The sequence below is a fragment of the Corynebacterium pseudotuberculosis genome (genome assembly GCF_002155265.1).
GTDB lineage: Bacteria > Actinomycetota > Actinomycetes > Mycobacteriales > Mycobacteriaceae > Corynebacterium > Corynebacterium pseudotuberculosis.
This window is the reverse complement of record NZ_CP021251.1, coordinates 821,213-838,749: the sequence shown is the minus strand read 5'-3', so window position 1 is coordinate 838,749 and position 17,537 is coordinate 821,213. Positions and strand designations below refer to the sequence as shown.

Here is a 17,537-nt window from a genome sequence, read left to right as displayed (position 1 = left end):
CCACGAAGAGCGTCTAACGCGCTAAAGTTCGCTTATGGCATACCACGCAGACTCAGCAGATCTTGAGAAGAAGGAAGTCCTGACTTGGGAAGGGTTCGGAAACGCTAATCGCGAGCTCGCCCAGCAGATTGTCAATGACGGCTACGACCCAGAAATTATTGTGGCTGTAGCACGTGGCGGACTTATTCCCGCGGGCGCACTGTCTTACTCCATGGGAGTAAAGCTTTCCGACGCCATCAACGTCGAGTTTTATACCGACGTCAACGAGACGCTCCCGGACCCAGTGCTCCTCGAGCCCCTCTTGGACACCAACTCGATTAAGGGCCGCAGGATTCTTGTAGTAGATGATGTTGCTGATTCTGGACGTACGCTCCAGCTCGTACTCCAGCTGCTCGAGTCTCATGGGGCTGAAGTTCGCTCCGCAGTGATCTACGCAAAGAGCCGTTCGGTGGTCTCCCCCACCTATAATATGGAAGCACACCGACGAGTGGATCGTCTTCCCCTGGTCAGCTGAGCCGCCAGTAACCAAGCAGGCATAAGAAAAGCGCCCCTAGGGGCGCTTTTTCGTGGGCTCTTTAAGAGAGTTTGAGCTCGTGGACTATGTCACGGTCACCGTCGTGGGCGAGCACAAAGGCGCTCTTTCCAGCAACGGCAATATCGCGGACGTCGTTAAGCTCTGGGAGGTTATGAGTCTCCTTGACGCTGAAGTCCTTCATATCGATGCGCAACAGGCTGTTGTGCTCCTTTGACAGGACGTACAGGGTGCCGTCATGAAGATCCGCGCCGACCGGGTACACGCCCTCGGCATCGAGCACGCCCTCGCGAACAAGCTTGTTGTCTTCCTTGGAGAACTCAGAAATAACAACCTGCTTGGAGCGCTTATGAGGAACGCTGAGGGTAACAAAGGTATCGGCTTTGCTTTCCGACGCCACCGTCAGCGTGTAAGCCATGCGGGCACGAATGGTACGCAGCTCAGGACGACCCTTGGAATCAAAGATCGGCATGATGTTACCGGAGGTCTCGGTGAAATCTTTCCAAGCGATCTTCTCATCAACATCGTCCTGGATCACAGCACCATAGACGGTCTTGTTCTGGGCGATAGCTACCAGCCCGCCCGGCTTGAAAAAGGCTGCATCCACGGTGTTATGGATATCGGAACCATTGGGGACGTCGACACGCGCGAAGGAGGAGTGCTCCTTGAAATTCTTATCGGTGTAGTAGAAACCGCCCTTGGAAGAGACCAAACCAAACTTCTGGCTCTCGGAATCATAAGCAATACCTGCAGCACGGCCCTTTTCACGGAATCCGGTGACGCCAAAGCCGATCTCATGAGTACCAACAAGCTCAAGGGCCTTCTTCCCTGCCAGCGGGGTAGCGTCAAACTCTACTCCCTTGTAAGGATCGGGGGCATTGAACTTGTGCAGGCGAATGTCGCTGAGGGACTCATACTGGTGCTCTTTATCCCAGTATTTAGCCGTCTGAGCAATGTTAAAGGTGAAGCGAGCTGGATCGCCGGCGCCTGCGTAAGGAGGGATTCCGTTACCAATAAGGAACTGAACGCAGTTGGCGCAGGTAATAACGATGGCTACGATGGCCACAAACTTGGTAGCAGGTGAGAATTTCTTCACTTCCAATTCGGAAGAAGTGAACTCCTTCTGGAGCATTTTGTCTTTGCCAATAAAGATCAAACCAATGGCAAGGACACCGATAACCACCCAGTACACCAGGATGCCCCAGGTGTATGTGTGCACACCGAGCACGGCATCGCCAAAGCCCTGACCCAGGTCAGCATTCGCGCGCCCACCCCAGTGACGCACCGTTGTGTAGAGATAGTAGAACGCGACCAAAAGAAGCGTAACTACATAGCGCATGCGGGCGCCATAACGCAGGATGAAAACGCCTAGGGCGCCGATCAGGACCATGCCAAAACGCTCGTTACCACAGAGAATGCACGGAGATTCACCGTTAATAAACCCGAGGTAGATGTTGGCCACGCCCACGGGGAACGCCATGATGATAAAGACTGCTGCCGCCAGGACAAAGCGGAAAACTTTTGCGTTAAACATTTAGAGATTCACCGCCGGAACGATTGAGGTGGCGGAAGCCATGAAGAACATCAGCACAGAGAATGCGAATGATCCGACCAATAATCCAAATGCCAGCTTTTCTTTTTCTGGTTTGAGGAGGACCAGAATGAGTGCCGCAGCACACAAGCTGTAGAAAACAAACTCCACGAGAGAGCCTTTCCTAGTTGAGGGAAAACTATGACTTCCCAATGATAAATCTAAAGATGTGGCGTACCCAATTAGAGCAATAGTCTGTTACAAAGAACACAATATGTTTGAAGTCTCCTACCGCTGCGACCCACCTCACCCCGACAAGCATCCCATAAAACAATTTATTTATTTAAATATGACGATAATTAAATATTAATTTAAGAAAAGCACTTAGAAACTGAGAAAAATATTTATTTAAAAATAAATAAGGACAAATGTGTATCATTTTGAGTCAAAAATATATGGTTAATATAGGATTTTGACGCGTCTCTAAAGCATCCGTAGGAATTTACTCAGAAAGAGCAGAAAGGCTCCCCTCTTGGGCTCTATCGAATTTTTATTGCAGCAAGCCGGTTGGTACGAGAAGACCATTGAGCAGCCAGGTAGCAACTGGATCAATTGGTTCTACGAAACCTCGAAGCATTCCCTGATTGACATTCTCACGGGGAAGACTGGTGGAATCATCGGCGGTGGACGCGATCTTGCTATTGGCACCCACATCCCCAAGTTCTTCCAGGCGCTACTGAACCTCGATGGAGCTTCCGCTGAGGGCCTAGGCTCTTCCAACCCCGATTGGGCATCCTCCGGATCTTCCACCAGCGCTGCTACCCCAGCCAAGGAGGCAAAATAATGGGTTCTATTGAAAGCTTCTTGACCAACGTCGGGGTCAGCCAGACCCTTGTTGATTACCTCCGCGATCGTAACGGCGGAGCTTTTGCCAGCTTCCTAAAGTTTCTCACTCCTCTCTTCGGCGAGAGCTTTGAGTCTGTAAAGAAGGTCTTAGGAGCGATCCTCAACCTAGATTCCGCCTCCACCGAGGGCCTGGGCTCTAGCGGATTGAATCTTTCCTCCGATAAAAGCCAAACCGCTCCAGCAAAAAACTAATTCTTAGCATAAGGAAGTAATCATGCACGACGCCATCCTCGCAGCAGCAGAGACAGCAGCCCAGAACGACGGAAAGGGCTTGTACAAGTTCTTTGAGATCGTCTTCAAAAACCTTGCAACCATCAACGACTTTATCGCCCGCGGCCTGGGTTCCTCCATCTCCGGTGACACCGGCGTAGAAGAAGGCAAGGGCTTCAAGTCCGTCTTCCACTTCTTCCACCAGTGGCTGACCACCGGCTCTTCCGCTCCGGCTACTGCACCGGCAGAAAAGGCCGCGTAATTTTATAGCGACTGCTAGAACTGAAGGAGGGCACCCATTGGGTGCCCTCCTTTTTATCCTTCTAAGGCCTTCTTGATGTCCTGGCCAGTAATCGTTCCTGCTTTGATCCACTTAACTTTAAAGTGCTCGTCGATCACCACATGCGAGGGCACCGCAGAAACACCGTAGGAGGCAGAAATGGTCCCGCGCGCATCCGGTATTTGGGTATACGTCAGACCAAGCTTTTCTGCGTATTGGCGCACCTGCGTGGAATTTTCATTGAGATAGATGGAAACCACCGCAATGCTGTCTTCCTTTGCCAATTCTTGAATCTCTGGAATTTCCGCACGACAATTTGAACACCACGTGGCGTTGAAAACTATCCATATGGGTTTTCCTTTAAGAGCAGCAAGATCGAAGGGATGCCCCTTGATATCTAGCGACTTAAAGTTAGGGGCTTCTTCCCCCAGACGAATCGTCTTTCCAGAGGTGTTGTCTACAGTCACTGTGTCTTCTTGGGGTTTCTGCACCATATAGATGGCCCCCAAGACCACGACAATAGCCGCAAGCAGAATTATCACTCGTTTTTTATTAGTCACCGTGTCTATCCCCTAGGCATACGAGTGGAGGCCACCGAAGAAGTGGTTGCCAAAATACGCAAACAATACGGCGATAAAACCAATGATGAGCAGCCACGCAGATTTAGTTCCGCGCCAGTTGCGCACCACTCTGGCGTGCAGGAAAGCTCCATAGAAAAGCCAGGTAACAAATGCGGCTGTTTCTTTAGGATCCCAACCCCAGTAGCGCCCCCATGCAACGTTTGCCCATACTGACCCCAGGATAATCATGATGGTGAGCAGGGGGAAGGCAAGGGCTGCTGCGCGATACCCTACTTCGTCGCATAGCTCCGCACTAGGGAAATACTTGCTCCGAACGTACGGGGTGATCAGATACAGCACGGCAGCGCCAAAGGATACGCACGCCGCGCCATAGGAAAACACAGCAAACCCCACATGGAATGTTAGCAACACGCTATTCTGCAGAGCAGGCACCAATGGCTTCAGTTCCGTGTCCAATTGGGTTGCGTAAATCAACATGACTGTAACCACCGGCAGAACAACCACAGACAAAATGTGGAATTTATATCGCCAGACAAAGAGCGCCAAAGCGCCAAGGATTCCCGCGCTAAAGGCCACAGAAAACTCATGTTGGTTGGCAAAAGGCCCGTGTCCAGTATTGACCATGCGGACCCCCAGGTAGAACAGAGTCAGCGCTAAGGCAACAAGAGTAAAAGCCATCGTGTACCACGGATTTTCGCTCTGCTTGTTCCACTTTCCCGTGATAAAGAGGACCTCTGCAAGCAGACCCAGAATTGTAAAAGCGATCGCTCCGTTAAGAGCGTATTGGGATATCTCAAGCATAAGTGCCTTCCTTATTTACGCTGGAGCTCTGGCTAATGTGCTGGATGAGCTGGCGAAATTCTCGGTCTAACAGTGTGTCTTGTTGCTCTACGGATGCAACATAAATGGCGTCGTCGGTGACCCGTACCCATATGCGTCGATGCTTAAAACCAAAGGTCATTACCATTCCGATAATGAGCAGCGCCGAGCCAATCCACATCCATATGGTTCCTGGATCATTGCGCACAGTAATGGTGGTAAAACGTTGTTCCCTTTCAAAGGTCACGTTTACTGGCCCTACGTGTGCTTGAGAGCCTTGATTTACAGTTTCAGCTCCCAATTTCTTGTCGCTGCTCATCTGATAAACCTCAATGGTGGCAGTACCCACGTTGGAGGTTCGCTGCCCAGACGCAGGCGTTGCGACGATAATCTCTAACCCGCGGTCCAGCAGATCTAGCCTGCCGACGACGTTCATGCCGTCCCCAGACTTCCACTTTAACGGCACAGCCTTCTTTGCAATTTCAGTGCCTTTGTCATCGGTCACCTTAATCGCTGCAGCAACACCGAAAGAGGCTTGGTGGAATCTGACGCCATCCACAACAATCGGAGTATTTACCCGAACGTCCTGCTCAGCAACTTTTTCTGATCCTTTTCGCACGATCAGATGAGAAACATAATCTGTGGGACGCCCCTGAGCATCGTAGACGTCATCAAAAGACACTGCTTCCACTGAAAAATCTGTGTTATTCCCCGCATCCGCCTTCTCGCCTATGGCAATATCAAGGTTCGTTTCAAACCCGGTAAAAGCAGAGACGCCAAAGGCCGCAAGAATAACCACAAATGCTGCATGTGCGATAACCGTGCCAAACGGTCCATAACGGAATCTATCGGCATAAAGGCGCGAAGGATCTTGCTCGTCTACAACAATGCGAAAACGTCGAGATTTTAGCGCCTCCCGCACTGATTCCAGAGAGTCTTCCGTAGTGAGCTTGGTAGGAATAGTCGCACGATATTGCGCGTTGCTAAAGAACCTATCGGAAACATGAATCCGAGGGTGCAGCGTCTTTTTGAGTAGTTCAGGAAGGCGATGCGTGGTACACGCAATGATGGAAAGCGCGAGTAGCACCGTTATCCCCAGGAATAACGGGGATGACCACATATTAAAAAATCCCAAGTAGTCAAACACGGTCGCCCAACCGCCCAGTTTTTCCTGCGCGTTAGGCAGCCAGCGAGCATAACCTTCAGGGTCAGTCCGCCGAGAAACAGGTGCTTGCATCACCAACGTGCCAATAAGCGATAACACAGCCATGGCCAGGATGATGAGTACGCCTACCAGTTTGGAATGCAGGATTCTATAGACCCTTTTAAAGATCGCACTTACCGTGACCTGCCCATAGTGATTCTTCTCAGTCATAAGTAGTTCCTTACTTCTTCTGAGGAGTCTCGGTTGCGGGCTTCACAGCCGACATATGGTTTTGAGCTGTCTTAGCCAGCGGTGAGTCGGGGTCGATCTCTATCACTTTGCTCCAAGCTCGATGCGCCTTGGCCTGATCGATCGGCTCTTTAGCCACTGCACAGAACCCGATGTTGTACCAGGCCTGCACATTATTTGGGTCTATCTCAATAACTTTGTTCCACTGGGATTCAGCGGTTTCAAAGTCACCAAAATTAAAGAGCAGCAAACCATACTCAAGGTGCGCATCAATATTCTTAGGCTCTTTATCCGTTATTTCCTGGAGTTCTTTCATGCGGGCTTGGATCGCAGCGGGATCCTCCCCGCCCATAGACATACCGCCATGCGGATCCTGGGCAGGCTCGGGCTTTCCCCAGGTATAAATGCCCACTCCTGCTGCGGCGATAAGAACAGTAACTAAGACCAACAACAGTGTTTTAGGAACATGCTTCTCTTTCGCCGGCTGCCGCCGTGCTCGGTTGGCCGGAGTTGAGACAAAGAGATCAGAATTTTCTCCCAACTCCGCAGCAGCTAGTTCAGGATCTGGTTGGTTACTTTTTATTTCCACCAAATCCACATAACGGTCTCTTCCTTCACGGATAGCCTCTGCACGGGCTGCCGCCCATGCAGAGATTTCCGTAGGAGCAGTATCCAAGAAATCGAGGATAAGCTCCTCGCGTTTCGCGTCAGTGTCCACGAGTTTTTGCAGCTTCCTTATTCTTCTGAGTCACGCCCGAAGGCTCTAGCGTTTTCGGGTCAACACCTTGGAGAACTAACTGTCCCTTCCTAGAAGCATCCAAGGAGTCGCTGATGATCCTTTGGGTGTAATCAGGGGCGTGGAAGCCATTGGAGTTCTCGGAATACACGTAATCCAGGTAGAAGCTGGCTTTATTTTGATATTCACGTGCTAGTTTGAGGCGATCTTGCGGGGTAGCCGGATCATCCTTTGCCTTTTCCAGATCCTTAATCAGCGCAGTCAGCGAGTCAAATGCTTGATCGCGCGAATGGATAAAGCGATCTTGGATTTGCTCTACGCGTTGCTTCATCTCTTCATCTGAAGAATTATGGCAGGTCATGCAGGAATTATTTATGTTGAGCAGCGGACTTTGCAGATGATGCGAAGACACCTTCTTAGCCCCATGCCTCTCATAAGGCATATGGCAGTCAGAGCAAGAGACGCCATTCTGGGCGTGGATCGAGTTGCTCCACACATCAAATTCCGGATGCTGTGCTTTCACAATGTCTGCACCGGTTTTTGCATTGACAAAGTCAACGTGGCCGTTTTCCTTGTAATAATCCCAAATCTGGTCGATCTCAATGCCTTTAGCCCATGGGAATGTAAGAGTCTTGTCTTCGCCTTCAAAGTAATACTCCACGTGGCATTGTCCGCAGACGTAAGAGCGCATCTCCTCATGCGTTGCATCACGATTCACGTTAAAGTCTTTAACGCCTTGTGATGCCTTGAGGTCTCTAATTCCGTTAATAAAGGCTGGTCGAGTAACGCGTAGCTCCATGGTCTTAGGATCATGGCAATCGATGCAGGCTACTGGATGTTCAGCAAGCTGAGTGACTTCCTTGTAACTCATCTTGTTCATCTTTTTAAAGCCTTCATCTACGTTTCCGTTGCCCAGATCATTCATCAGCTTTACGGTAGAAGCATGGCAGTTTAAGCATGTACCTGGCTGTTTAAACTCAGTAACGCGCTTGGTCTTTCGTTGATCATCCAGCATGTACTGGTGTCCACGTGCTTCCCTGTAGTCCACGGCAAACGCATACCCCGCCCACATTTCTTTAAGTCGCGGGTCTTCTTCGATGCGGCTCTTAGCTACTTCAGTCCGTGGATCTTTGTCATCCGGCTGACGGCTTTCTTTCGCGGATCCGCCATGAGTAGTTGCGCCCATCTCTGAAGTCTTTAGATAAGACTCATACTGGAGGGGAAAGTTCTTTCCCCACTCCGCGGGATCTACAACGTTTTCATCTATGTTGGCCACCTTGGCAAAGTGGTCGGTGACCTCTGATTTACGCTCCATAATATTGATGAGGAGCGCCGTAATGCTCATCGTTATCAGTGCAGTAACAACAATCGCACCGGTGAGGATGAGATATCGGCGTCTAGTTTTAGACGCGTGCGTGCTCATAATAAGTGACCTCATCTAGTCTTGTGTCCAACGGTTGCATGGCAATGTGTGCATTGGATTTGGTTTTCGCCATAAGTTCCGTGAATGTCTGATGTGAATTCGCCGTGGCAGCTCAAACAGGCTTCATTGGTTACTTTTCGGCTCGCATCACGGATTTGGATATTGTCTGGAAACCATCCCGTAGTGAATTTAAAGCCGTGGTTTACACCATGCTCAGCTTTAACTAGATACTTGTGCACAATGTTGTCGTGCGGAACATGGCAGTCATTGCATGTTGCAACTGCCGAATGAGATCCCGCTAGCCATGCATTGTATTGCGGCTCCATAACGTGACAGTTCACGCATGCTTTGGGATCGTTTCCCAGATAGGAATAACCCTTTGCATAAATGAATGTGTACAACCCCACGCCCACGAATGAGCCAATTACAAAAATCGCAAGAACCTGCACGACGAGTGCCGAAGTGAGAACACGATGCTTCCGCATCCCTGCGCTCATAACTGCTCCTTCACATTCCTAGTCGCCATGGTTACATGTCACATGGCGCTCATGAATGATGTTACGGACACAGTTAATTGAAAATGTAATAAGAGATATAGATAACTATTTTCAACGGGTTTTCCCAGAAAAAAGCAGAAAAAGGGGCGAACCTCTAACTAAAGTTCGCCCCTTGTTTCCTTAAGGTCTAAGCCATTACATCATGGCAGATAATCGTCTGGTCGCGCCCTGGCCCGACACCAATATAGGAAATTCTACAGCCAGAAAGCTCCTCCAGCCTGCGCACATACGCCTGGGCCTTTTCTGGTAGCTCTTCAAACGTGGTGCATCCAGTGATGTCCTCATCCCATGCCGGCATGGTCTCATAAATAGGGACAGCGTGATGGAACTTTGATTGTGTCATCGGCATTTCATCATGGCGCTCCCCGTCTACGTCATAAGCAACGCAGATAGGAATTTCCCCGATGCCGGTCAGCACGTCCAGCTTGGTCAAGAAGAGATCGGTAAAGCCGTTCACGCGCGACGCATAACGAGCAATCACGGAGTCGTACCAGCCACAACGACGTTTCCGTCCGGTGTTTACTCCTACCTCACCGCCCGTGGTCTGCAGGAATTCGCCCCACTTATCAAAGAGCTCTGTGGGGAATGGTCCGGCACCCACACGCGTGGTGTACGCCTTGATAATACCCAGGGAGCTGGTGATCTTTGTGGGCCCAATGCCTGCGCCTACGCATGCGCCACCAGCAGTTGGGTTGGAGGACGTAACAAAAGGATACGTGCCGTGATCAACGTCCAGCATGGTAGCTTGGCCGCCCTCCATCAGGACGTGTTTGCCGGCATCCAGTGCCTCATTGAGCACGAGTTCAGACTCAATCACCATGGGACGCAGCCTTTCTGCGTATCCCAAGAAGTACTGAACAATTTCTTCCGCAACAATGGCCTTGCGGTTATACATCTTGACCAGAGTCTGGTTTTTTACGTCGAGCGCGGATTCGATCTTCTGACGCAAAATGGACTCATCAAAGATGTCTTGCACGCGTAGACCTATGCGAGAAACCTTGTCCGCATAGGCTGGGCCAATTCCGCGACCGGTGGTGCCGATAGCCCGCTTGCCCAGGAACCGCTCTTGCACCCGGTCAAGGATCTGGTGATAAGGGGCCACAAGGTGAGCGTTAGCGGAAACTTTGAGCCGTGATGCATTAGCACCCCGTGCTTCAAGCCCGTCGATCTCCTCAAAAAGCGCTTCAAGATTGATCACTACGCCATTTCCTAGAATGGGGGTAGCGTTTTCCGAGAGAACACCAGCAGGCAGGAGCTTAAGCTCGTACTTTTCTCCGCCGACTACTACGGTGTGGCCTGCGTTGTTGCCGCCATTAGGCTTGACCACGTAGTCAACCTGGCTGCCCAGGATGTCGGTTGCTTTGCCTTTGCCTTCGTCGCCCCATTGGGCACCGACGATCACGATTGCTGCCATGTTTTACACGTCCTTGACTTTAGAATGCTCACAGACGTTTCATCATTGTACATACACGCTCGTTTTCTTCTCCCCTTACCATGACAGATCACACACTTCCCAGAATTATTATTGCCTGCTGCGGCACCCCACCCCCCGAGATTTCTGCCGACCGGGTGGAACAGCTTTCCGCTATCCCTACACGCAAGGAGCTGCGGTTTCTCGATGAAGAAGCCGCCGCAATTCTCCCCGAAGATCCGACTCCGTCTCTGGAAGAGATAGCCTCCATGCCCAATGTCCCTCATTTGGGCTCCCCGCAGTATGCGCCGCAGCAGGTCAGCCGCCCGCTCCGAGTGGTGGTCATTGGTTCTGACGCTGCCCTCTCTGCCGTGATCACGCGCTTAATGCGCGCCGACGCGTTGTGGGTTGAGGTTGCCTTTGTGCCCACTCAGCGCGACTCACACGTTGCACGTCTATGGCAGCTCCCCTCTGACCCCCTATCCTTTGCGATTTCGGGCTCGGTTCGACCCAAGCCACTTATGCGTGATGACGCCGGTGTTGCCGTCGCAGGAATCGCCACGATCACAGCCTGGGACGCAGGAGAAATCACCGGCGAGATTATTGTGGATGACCACGTGCTCATTCACCATCAAGGCAAAAAGAAAGCTCCTCGACGCGGCATCTTTGGGGCACAGCTCACCTCCACGTTGGATGCTCCCGGCGCGCAAGGAAATGTGATCGCAACTCCGCTACGGGAGCCTGAGACGCGCGGTCTCGTCGCAAAGCTAAGGGGGCTCACGTTGGGGCTAATCGACGAAGACGCCTGGCTTGGGCGCGCGTTACAGGGAGGGGGCATCGACTTCCGAGTTGAGGTCGATGGGGTTTCACGGAAACGACCGGTGGAGCGAGTGACGTTTTATCGGCATCTACGAGATCTGCAATCAGTGCGCCCCTGATTATTCTTCCCATAGCTCGGGTGGAAATGCGGGTGTGGAAGACGTCGGGGCGAGGACGGCAACTGCGGATTCCCTAGACAGTCCGCATACTTGCAAAAGGTCTACGATGATCGAGCGCGATTGGGCTAGGACCACCTGAGCTGAAAGCACCCCGGAATCTGCTATGTCAGGGGTGCAGCGGCCCCCAAGATAGCGTAGGCGTCGAACGAGCTCTGGGACCACAGCTGGGTTGTTGCTGGAACCGGCAATGCCTTCTGTGATGTCTGCAAGCTCTTCGATGATCGCGAGTTGCTCGGCAGTGACGGTGTCATGATCTTCCACCAAAACCTGCGCACGGCGAGCAAGGACTCGCGTATTGCGGATGGCGTTATCCACTGGCGCAAGAATCCGGACAAAGGATCTGACGCGATGGCGCGAGGCCCAGAGCAGCGGGGACACCGTGCTTTCCTCTTGACCCGACTTGGCGGCTTCGAGCATCGCATTGATGGCGGCTTGCGATCCCCGCACTCGTTCTAATTCTTCCCTGATCACGTCAGGGTCGGCCGTCTTCAGGCCTATAGCAACGTGTTCCAAGACCGTACTGGCCAACCGGAGCACCGTTGAGACTTCACGACGCCCCTCCGCGAGAGGAGAATGCGGCAGCAGCGCCATAACTACGATGCCCGTGAAGCAGCCGAGAAGAGCATCGATCATCCGATCCGGCCCTGCGGAAGTTCCGGGCGGCATGATCGTAGCGATCAATATCGAGCCAATGGCCACCTGATTAATAAGCAGCTGGCTCTTGGAAAGAAAAGTAGCAACGAGCAATGAAACAAAGATGGCGAGCGGCATCTGCCAGTGCCCCACGCCTATTCCTATGATCAGGAGATCTCCAAGCCCCACCCCAATAGCGCAGCCGATGGATAACTCTATCGCCTTTTTAATACGGTTTCCGCTGGTCAGACCAAGGATAATGATGGCAGCCATCGGCGCAAAAAAGGGCTTCTCATGCCCAATAAGATTGCGTGCAACCCAAAAGGCGATTCCTGCTGCCAGAGACATCTGAACAATAGATAGGAAGCTTCGCCTTAGCCGTAGCACTCGCTCCTTGATATCCAGCATGTTTGCCAGAATAGTTGATTTTCATTGCATAAGTATTTATTATTTTTTGCCCCCACCTGAGGGAAAAAACACAGCTACCTTCCACCCCGAAATAAATTCATAATGCATTTGCAATCAACCGGAAGGAAACCGATGCACCTCAAACGCAAATTAGCGACGGTGCTTGCAGTCGCAGCCCTCTTGCCCCTGCCCGTGGCAAGCGCCCAAGACGCTCCCTCAGTTCCCGCAGCTGTTGATCAGGGAGACCGGCTACTGATTCAAAAGACCGCCAACCTGCTTGGCGTGTGCACTGTGGGCTACGTAGACACCGAGAATAATCGTGTGTGGACCGATGCCCACTGCGGCAACGATGGTGCCGAGGTATATGACGAATACCAGCAGACCATCGGAACTCTCCGCCATGTTTACCCAGACGAGTGGGCACGCCTGAGTGACACTACAGAGATGCAGTGGAGTGTGAATAACCGCGCAGCCGATCTGGCTTATGTGGAGATTTCCGATCCCAATGTCCTGGGAAAGAACTACTTCTCTCAGAACTCGGTTGCTGAGCCAGAGGTCGGCGACGTCCTGTGCGCATACGGTAGCCGCACCCAGCGCATTGCGTGCTCCCCTATCACCAATATCAGTGGCCCAGTGGTACTCACCGGTGACATTGGATCTGACCACGGCGATTCAGGCGGACCTGCATGGGTAGAGGGCAAAGGTTACATCGGTCAGCTTCTTGGAGCAGACCGCGTCTGGCGTTCAGACAAGGGCGAAGTATCCACCACAGTTTTCCGCAAGATTGGCACCAATGACCTGCGCAACCCCCTCAACCTGCGCGAGCCACTGCCGTACCATGACCTAGACTTTGACCGCCTCCGCCACCCAGAGGTAACCACCACTGAAAATAGCGATCAGATTCTCCGGGAGAAGGCAGAGCGCGACCGCGCCGAGCGCGACCGCGTTGCTCGCGCAATGGCAGGCGACCTGGACACTCAGCTAGGCCGCGCGCGTCAAGACGAGCGTACGCTCGAGGATCGCGCTAACCAGCTGGAAAATGAAGTAAACGGTGAGTCCAACCCTGAGCGCCGCCAGGAGCTAGAGCGCGATCTGGAGAATGCCAAGGCTACCCGCGACGTGGTGAAGGAGCAGAAGGAGACGCTAGAGCGTACCGAGCATGATCGCACCACTACTAAAGCTGACTCTCAGGGGTCTTCCGGCGGATGGCTCAAGTTCTTCCGTTTCTAGAGATCATTCACCATCGTTCCAAATTTTTCTTACCGTGGCTGGATGTTCCGAGGTAGGGGCTAGCACCTCTGCCGCGGAGCTCCTCGACTGGCCACATATTTGGAGCAGATCCACGATCGATGATCGGGTCTGCGCCAACACAGCATGAGCGGAAAGCACTCTTCCCTCTGCTACTTCTAAGCCCGAGCGTGCGCCGATGTCCTTGAGGATGCCGACCAGCTCGGGCACTTCTGCATTTTCCGCGACATCCGTATTGCCGTAGTAAAGGTTGGAGAGTCGTTCAGAGACACAGGCCAAGGTTGCTATCAGCTCGATCTGCTCTTCAGATACCTCATCTTGGTCTTCACAAATCACTAATGCCCGACGCGCCAGCACCCGAGTATTGCGCATTGCGTTATCCACGGGGTTAAGGATCCTGATCATTGAGCGGATACGCCGGCGTTGCGCCCAGAGCAGTGGCGACGCCTGAATCGTTTCCTTTCCCATATTGGTAGCGGCGATCATCTGGTTAATGTGGCCTTGGCTTCCGCGAGCTAGGACTAGGGCCTCCACAATGGAATCAGCGTCTCCAGTACGCAGCGCGTCAGCTACCTTGCGCTGGACAACAGCCACCACACCAAGGATATTTGCAATTTCGCGTCTCCCCGAGCGCAAAGGCGAGTCGGGGATGAGGGCTATGACCAAGATTCCCACCAGGCCGCCAACCAGCGCGTCAAGCATGCGGTCGGTGCCTCCAGAAGTTCCTGGGGGAAGAATCGTTGCAATCAGCACTGCGGCAAACGAGGCCTGATTAGCCACGAGCACGCCCTTATCCGCAATAATGCCCAATATAATAGAAAGGGCCACGGCGATCGAGATTTGCCAGACCCCTGAGCCGACAAGGGCGATGAGGACGTCGCCAAGCCCTACGCCGATGCTCACTCCAAGGACGAGCTCAAAGGAACGGCGGAATCGTTCTCCGCCGGTGGTGCTCAACACAATCACTGTGGACATTGGAGCAAAAAAGGGCTGCTCATGGCCAAAAAGATGCAGGCCAACCCAATACGATAATCCAGCTGCCAGACCCGCTTGGATCACATAAATCCAATTAGAATGCAGCCGCATCAATCCCTGCTGGAATCTATTCATTTTTTGTGTTTCTGACCACGTAGGTGCCATAGCTCCTCAATCTACTCTGTTACCTGAGTAAATCTTAGCCTTCTCCAATCTCTATGTGGTCGTACAACCGTATCGCTGCCCAGAGGATCACGCACGCAAGAGGGACGTTCACCCATGCAGGCGGGGCAGATTCCCAGAACGAGGCAAGCTGCGCTAGCAGAAAAATCGCACATCCCGCGCCTGCCGCAGCGACCATTCGTTGCCAGATGACTGCTGCTCCAGTAATCACCGCCAGCACAAGAGTCATCTGCATGAGCCATTCGCCGCTGCTTCCCTCAAACAGCGCAGCCTCCCCAAAAATCAGGTTGGTTACACCCCACACGACCAGTGTCCCTAGTGCTAGCACGACCATAGAAAGCGCATAATAACTAAATATTTTGGAGCTAACATACGCGCGACGCGATACGTTTCGGCTCAACACGAGCAGTGCATCCCCGCCGCTAAGGCCTCCGCTTATCCCGTGAGCAGCCACGATAATGATGGCGATGCTAATAATTTGATGTAGATTCTTCTCCCATTGCGCGTACGAGTCCTGCCACACGGGTTCCGCCACCGGCAGACCGCTGGCCAGGTTATGGATTATGTCAGGCATAAACCATGCGGTGAGAGGGGAAGCTACAGCAAGAGCCACCCCTAGGCCTAACACGATGTGGCTACTAGTAGTCGACGCTATTCTTCGGAGCTCATAAGCCCACAGGACTCTATTGCTGTTCATGGCACACCGCCTCATAGACGTCTTGCAAAGTGGATGATTCGATTGTCACTGGTATCCCCAATTGACGTTCCAAGGCATCACGCAGGGCCTTATCACCGGGGAGCCGGAGGTAGGTAGTGGCAGACCGGTGCGTGGCTAAAACATCCTGCAATTCTCCCTCAAGCACAAGTTTTCCTTTATGCAGCAGGCCTACGTGGTCGCATACGTTTTGAACGTCGGCAAGCAAATGCGAGGTGAACAGAACCGTGGCCTGGCCCCTCAGTTGCTTAATAATGGCCAAAACATCGGCGCGTCCTATCGGGTCGAGCGCGCTCGTCGGCTCATCCAACACCAATAACCGCGGCGCTCCTATTAGGCTGGCGGCAATGCCTAGGCGCTGTGACATGCCCCGCGAGAAGCCCCCTACGCTGCCCCTGGCTCCCGACAACCCAACTAAGTCCAGCAGGTCATGTGCACGGTCAACGGCAAGATCCGGTTCCACCCCAGATATTCGGCCTAAATAAATAAGCGCATCTATGGGCTTCATCCATGCGGCAAAGCGCGGAACATCCGGAAGATAGGCTATCTGGGGGCTAGGCTCTGAAGGCAGCGTTCCGCGCGGTAATCCGAGCACTGTTGCGCTTCCCGAGCTAGCCGCGGCAAATCCCAACAAGATTCTGATGGTTGTGGTCTTTCCGGCGCCATTCGAACCAATGAACCCGTATATGGAACCTTCAGGCACGCTCATGGAGAGATCGTCTACAACAGCTACATCACCGTAATATTTGCTCAGATTCTGTGTTTGTACAGCCAGCGGAGTCATCGTGAGTCTCCATAAAGCTGTTCAATCACTCCCATGTTTTTCTTGGGTTCCGTACGTTCCGGCTGATCGCGGTACTTCCGCTCCCGGAAGTACAAGAACAAAAACGCAACGCTGCCCATTGTTTGCCCCACTAAGATCGCCACTAGCCAGACCCACCTAGGTTGCGCAGCTAATCGACGCTCCCCGAGCCTGGCTAGATAGAAAAGCGCCGTTATTGTGAGAACGCCTTGCAGCGCAATGAGCCACCACAAAGACGCGAGCTCATTCATTGGTTTTTGCCTTCAACGTTGCGTCCAGATTGAGCAGCGCGGATTTAACGGTGCCTACTACCACGGCGGTAGTAACCACAGGAAGGCTAAGGACGGCGATCGTGGAAAGCGGGCGAGAGCCAGTCTTCCCTGCGCATATGTCCAGAAAAGCCATGGTCTGCAAGCCGAGGGTCTGAGCCTTAGCCGTCACGTCTTTATCTGCGCTCCACAAGGCCATTGTTCCACTAAGCGCGGTATAAGAGACGCGTTTGTGTTTAGTGGCGCAAGCGGCCAGCGACACTATTCCGGCACCAATAAATGGCATGTATTTCAATGCTTTAAGCGTCCGCGAAGGCACATACTCTTGAAGATCCGGCAGTGAATCATCAGGCCGCACCAGCCCCAGTTTCACCGCAACCGCACCCACGTTGAGATCCCATCCAATGCCCCAGGTCCGGGGGATAAAGAGGGCGGGGTTCTCGGGCTCAAAAATTTTAAATTGTGTCTGCGGAGAATGCACCGCAACACCAAAAATTCTGATAGTCCCGTCCTGCTCACGCTCATAAAAGTTGGTCATTTTCCGATCCCTTCCAGATAGTCGTTGACAAATACGGATAATGCGCGCCATTCCTGAGCCAGATCAGATATACGTTCACTCCCCTTTTCCGTGACCGAATAAATCTTGCGCGGCGGCCCTGAAGGTGATTCCTCCCAATGGCTATCAATCCACGCATGCTTTTTCATTCGGGTCAGCAGCGGATAAAGAGTTCCCGTGGAGACTTCCACCCCCAGGCGTTCGATGAGTGCACCGCCATAAGCGGGTTCCTTTTCCAATGCGGCCAAAACGATCAGCTCGAGCACGCCTTTTCTTAATTGCGATTCCGCCATATCACCTTCTATGCCTAGCAAGCTACTATGCAATACATAGTAGCTTCTTTGAGAAGGAACACACAAGGACGGCACACC

General features: G+C 52.6%; 21 protein-coding genes and 1 pseudogene. 6 read left to right on the top strand and 16 right to left on the bottom strand.

Annotation, left to right across the window (positions count from 1 at the left end; all coding sequences use genetic code 11):
* Positions 1-34 precede the first annotated feature (34 nt).
* Positions 35-539 (top strand): annotated as a pseudogene (locus tag CpATCC19410_RS03905) (phosphoribosyltransferase).
* 36 nt (positions 540-575) lie between these two features.
* On the opposite strand, the gene CpATCC19410_RS03900 reads toward CpATCC19410_RS03905, so the two are convergent.
* Together CpATCC19410_RS03900 and CpATCC19410_RS10815 are read right to left on the bottom strand one after the other, a co-directional pair.
* Positions 576-2,066 (bottom strand): disulfide bond formation protein B, encoded by a 1,491-nt coding sequence (locus tag CpATCC19410_RS03900; RefSeq protein ID WP_014401400.1) that lies wholly within the window; start codon positions 2,064-2,066, stop codon positions 576-578.
* Entirely contained in the window at positions 2,067-2,234 is a 168-nt protein-coding gene (locus CpATCC19410_RS10815; protein ID WP_014367670.1) for a hypothetical protein, read from the bottom strand.
* 361 nt (positions 2,235-2,595) lie between these two features.
* Here CpATCC19410_RS10815 and CpATCC19410_RS03895 point away from each other — a divergent pair, with 361 nt between their 5' ends.
* The 3 genes from CpATCC19410_RS03895 to CpATCC19410_RS03885 are packed head-to-tail and all read left to right on the top strand — an operon-like array spanning position 2,596 to position 3,441.
* On the top strand, positions 2,596-2,907 hold the full coding sequence (locus CpATCC19410_RS03895; RefSeq protein ID WP_013242694.1) for a hypothetical protein: 312 nt from the start codon (positions 2,596-2,598) through the stop codon (positions 2,905-2,907).
* Positions 2,907-3,161: a hypothetical protein gene (locus CpATCC19410_RS03890; RefSeq protein ID WP_014522473.1), complete on the top strand. Its 255-nt coding sequence runs from the start codon at positions 2,907-2,909 to the stop codon at positions 3,159-3,161. The genes CpATCC19410_RS03895 and CpATCC19410_RS03890 overlap by 1 nt, the downstream gene beginning before the upstream one ends.
* A 22-nt stretch (positions 3,162-3,183) precedes the next feature.
* The gene (locus tag CpATCC19410_RS03885; protein WP_013242696.1) at positions 3,184-3,441 is read left to right on the top strand and encodes a hypothetical protein; all 258 of its coding nucleotides are present in this window, start codon (positions 3,184-3,186) and stop codon (positions 3,439-3,441) included.
* Between the two features lie 53 nt (positions 3,442-3,494).
* Here the strand turns inward: CpATCC19410_RS03885 and CpATCC19410_RS03880 are convergent, their stop codons facing one another.
* From CpATCC19410_RS03880 to CpATCC19410_RS03850, 7 genes are all read right to left on the bottom strand, one after another.
* Positions 3,495-4,019: a TlpA family protein disulfide reductase gene (locus CpATCC19410_RS03880; protein ID WP_013242697.1), complete on the bottom strand. Its 525-nt coding sequence runs from the start codon at positions 4,017-4,019 to the stop codon at positions 3,495-3,497.
* A gap of 12 nt (positions 4,020-4,031) precedes the next feature.
* Positions 4,032-4,841 (bottom strand): c-type cytochrome biogenesis protein CcsB, encoded by an 810-nt coding sequence (gene ccsB, locus CpATCC19410_RS03875; protein WP_013242698.1) that lies wholly within the window; start codon positions 4,839-4,841, stop codon positions 4,032-4,034.
* Positions 4,834-6,234, bottom strand: coding sequence for a cytochrome c biogenesis ResB family protein (locus CpATCC19410_RS03870; RefSeq protein WP_013242699.1), 1,401 nt, complete (start codon positions 6,232-6,234; stop codon positions 4,834-4,836). The genes ccsB and CpATCC19410_RS03870 overlap by 8 nt, the downstream gene beginning before the upstream one ends.
* Before the next feature lie 10 nt (positions 6,235-6,244).
* Positions 6,245-6,970, bottom strand: a complete 726-nt coding sequence (locus tag CpATCC19410_RS03865; protein ID WP_013242700.1) for a tetratricopeptide repeat protein — start codon at positions 6,968-6,970, stop codon at positions 6,245-6,247.
* Entirely contained in the window at positions 6,960-8,411 is a 1,452-nt protein-coding gene (locus CpATCC19410_RS03860; RefSeq protein ID WP_013242701.1) for an ammonia-forming cytochrome c nitrite reductase subunit c552, read from the bottom strand. Before CpATCC19410_RS03860 ends, CpATCC19410_RS03865 begins: the two co-directional genes overlap by 11 nt.
* Before the next feature lie 11 nt (positions 8,412-8,422).
* Positions 8,423-8,908 (bottom strand): cytochrome c nitrite reductase small subunit, encoded by a 486-nt coding sequence (gene nrfH, locus CpATCC19410_RS03855; protein ID WP_013242702.1) that lies wholly within the window; start codon positions 8,906-8,908, stop codon positions 8,423-8,425.
* A gap of 187 nt (positions 8,909-9,095) precedes the next feature.
* A complete protein-coding gene (locus CpATCC19410_RS03850; protein ID WP_013242703.1) occupies positions 9,096-10,382 on the bottom strand; it encodes an adenylosuccinate synthase in 1,287 nt (428 codons plus the stop codon).
* Between the two features lie 80 nt (positions 10,383-10,462).
* On the opposite strand from CpATCC19410_RS03850, the gene CpATCC19410_RS03845 reads away from it, so the two are divergent.
* Positions 10,463-11,317 carry a hypothetical protein gene (locus tag CpATCC19410_RS03845; protein ID WP_013242704.1) on the top strand — a complete coding sequence of 285 codons (855 nt, stop codon included), beginning with the start codon at positions 10,463-10,465 and terminating at the stop codon, positions 11,315-11,317.
* Here the strand turns inward: CpATCC19410_RS03845 and CpATCC19410_RS03840 are convergent, their stop codons facing one another.
* Positions 11,318-12,418 (bottom strand): FUSC family protein, encoded by a 1,101-nt coding sequence (locus CpATCC19410_RS03840; RefSeq protein WP_013242705.1) that lies wholly within the window; start codon positions 12,416-12,418, stop codon positions 11,318-11,320.
* A gap of 132 nt (positions 12,419-12,550) precedes the next feature.
* On the opposite strand from CpATCC19410_RS03840, the gene CpATCC19410_RS03835 reads away from it, so the two are divergent.
* Complete coding sequence (locus CpATCC19410_RS03835) at positions 12,551-13,648, top strand: chymotrypsin family serine protease (RefSeq protein WP_014733084.1); 1,098 nt, start codon at positions 12,551-12,553, stop codon at positions 13,646-13,648.
* A gap of 3 nt (positions 13,649-13,651) precedes the next feature.
* Here the strand turns inward: CpATCC19410_RS03835 and CpATCC19410_RS03830 are convergent, their stop codons facing one another.
* From CpATCC19410_RS03830 to CpATCC19410_RS03805, 6 genes are read right to left on the bottom strand one after another with little or no spacing between them, the layout of a single operon-like run.
* Positions 13,652-14,806 (bottom strand): FUSC family protein, encoded by a 1,155-nt coding sequence (locus CpATCC19410_RS03830; protein WP_014401402.1) that lies wholly within the window; start codon positions 14,804-14,806, stop codon positions 13,652-13,654.
* 34 nt (positions 14,807-14,840) lie between these two features.
* The gene (locus CpATCC19410_RS03825; protein ID WP_014300969.1) at positions 14,841-15,452 is read right to left on the bottom strand and encodes a DUF2705 family protein; all 612 of its coding nucleotides are present in this window, start codon (positions 15,450-15,452) and stop codon (positions 14,841-14,843) included.
* A gap of 55 nt (positions 15,453-15,507) precedes the next feature.
* Complete coding sequence (locus CpATCC19410_RS03820) at positions 15,508-16,323, bottom strand: ABC transporter ATP-binding protein (RefSeq protein ID WP_013242710.1); 816 nt, start codon at positions 16,321-16,323, stop codon at positions 15,508-15,510.
* Positions 16,320-16,592 carry a hypothetical protein gene (locus tag CpATCC19410_RS03815; RefSeq protein WP_013242711.1) on the bottom strand — a complete coding sequence of 91 codons (273 nt, stop codon included), beginning with the start codon at positions 16,590-16,592 and terminating at the stop codon, positions 16,320-16,322. Before CpATCC19410_RS03815 ends, CpATCC19410_RS03820 begins: the two co-directional genes overlap by 4 nt.
* Positions 16,585-17,148 (bottom strand): DUF5808 domain-containing protein, encoded by a 564-nt coding sequence (locus CpATCC19410_RS03810; RefSeq protein ID WP_013242712.1) that lies wholly within the window; start codon positions 17,146-17,148, stop codon positions 16,585-16,587. Before CpATCC19410_RS03810 ends, CpATCC19410_RS03815 begins: the two co-directional genes overlap by 8 nt.
* Positions 17,145-17,459, bottom strand: a complete 315-nt coding sequence (locus CpATCC19410_RS03805; RefSeq protein ID WP_014300970.1) for a PadR family transcriptional regulator — start codon at positions 17,457-17,459, stop codon at positions 17,145-17,147. Before CpATCC19410_RS03805 ends, CpATCC19410_RS03810 begins: the two co-directional genes overlap by 4 nt.
* Positions 17,460-17,537 lie beyond the last annotated feature (78 nt).

What these genes read in the sequence shown, in the direction of transcription:
- CpATCC19410_RS03900 (WP_014401400.1), bottom strand. Translation starts at nt 2,066, where the DNA reads ATGTTTAACGCAAAAGTTTTCCGCTTTGTCCTGGCGGCAGCAGTCTTT.
- CpATCC19410_RS03890 (WP_014522473.1), top strand. Translation starts at nt 2,907, where the DNA reads ATGGGTTCTATTGAAAGCTTCTTGACCAACGTCGGGGTCAGCCAGACC.
- CpATCC19410_RS03885 (WP_013242696.1), top strand. Translation starts at nt 3,184, where the DNA reads ATGCACGACGCCATCCTCGCAGCAGCAGAGACAGCAGCCCAGAACGAC.
- ccsB (WP_013242698.1), bottom strand. Translation starts at nt 4,841, where the DNA reads ATGCTTGAGATATCCCAATACGCTCTTAACGGAGCGATCGCTTTTACA.
- CpATCC19410_RS03870 (WP_013242699.1), bottom strand. Translation starts at nt 6,234, where the DNA reads ATGACTGAGAAGAATCACTATGGGCAGGTCACGGTAAGTGCGATCTTT.
- CpATCC19410_RS03860 (WP_013242701.1), bottom strand. Translation starts at nt 8,411, where the DNA reads ATGAGCACGCACGCGTCTAAAACTAGACGCCGATATCTCATCCTCACC.
- nrfH (WP_013242702.1), bottom strand. Translation starts at nt 8,908, where the DNA reads ATGAGCGCAGGGATGCGGAAGCATCGTGTTCTCACTTCGGCACTCGTC.
- CpATCC19410_RS03850 (WP_013242703.1), bottom strand. Translation starts at nt 10,382, where the DNA reads ATGGCAGCAATCGTGATCGTCGGTGCCCAATGGGGCGACGAAGGCAAA.
- CpATCC19410_RS03845 (WP_013242704.1), top strand. Translation starts at nt 10,463, where the DNA reads ATGACAGATCACACACTTCCCAGAATTATTATTGCCTGCTGCGGCACC.
- CpATCC19410_RS03840 (WP_013242705.1), bottom strand. Translation starts at nt 12,418, where the DNA reads ATGCTGGATATCAAGGAGCGAGTGCTACGGCTAAGGCGAAGCTTCCTA.
- CpATCC19410_RS03835 (WP_014733084.1), top strand. Translation starts at nt 12,551, where the DNA reads ATGCACCTCAAACGCAAATTAGCGACGGTGCTTGCAGTCGCAGCCCTC.
- CpATCC19410_RS03830 (WP_014401402.1), bottom strand. Translation starts at nt 14,806, where the DNA reads ATGGCACCTACGTGGTCAGAAACACAAAAAATGAATAGATTCCAGCAG.
- CpATCC19410_RS03820 (WP_013242710.1), bottom strand. Translation starts at nt 16,323, where the DNA reads ATGACTCCGCTGGCTGTACAAACACAGAATCTGAGCAAATATTACGGT.
- CpATCC19410_RS03815 (WP_013242711.1), bottom strand. Translation starts at nt 16,592, where the DNA reads ATGAATGAGCTCGCGTCTTTGTGGTGGCTCATTGCGCTGCAAGGCGTT.
- CpATCC19410_RS03810 (WP_013242712.1), bottom strand. Translation starts at nt 17,148, where the DNA reads ATGACCAACTTTTATGAGCGTGAGCAGGACGGGACTATCAGAATTTTT.
- CpATCC19410_RS03805 (WP_014300970.1), bottom strand. Translation starts at nt 17,459, where the DNA reads ATGGCGGAATCGCAATTAAGAAAAGGCGTGCTCGAGCTGATCGTTTTG.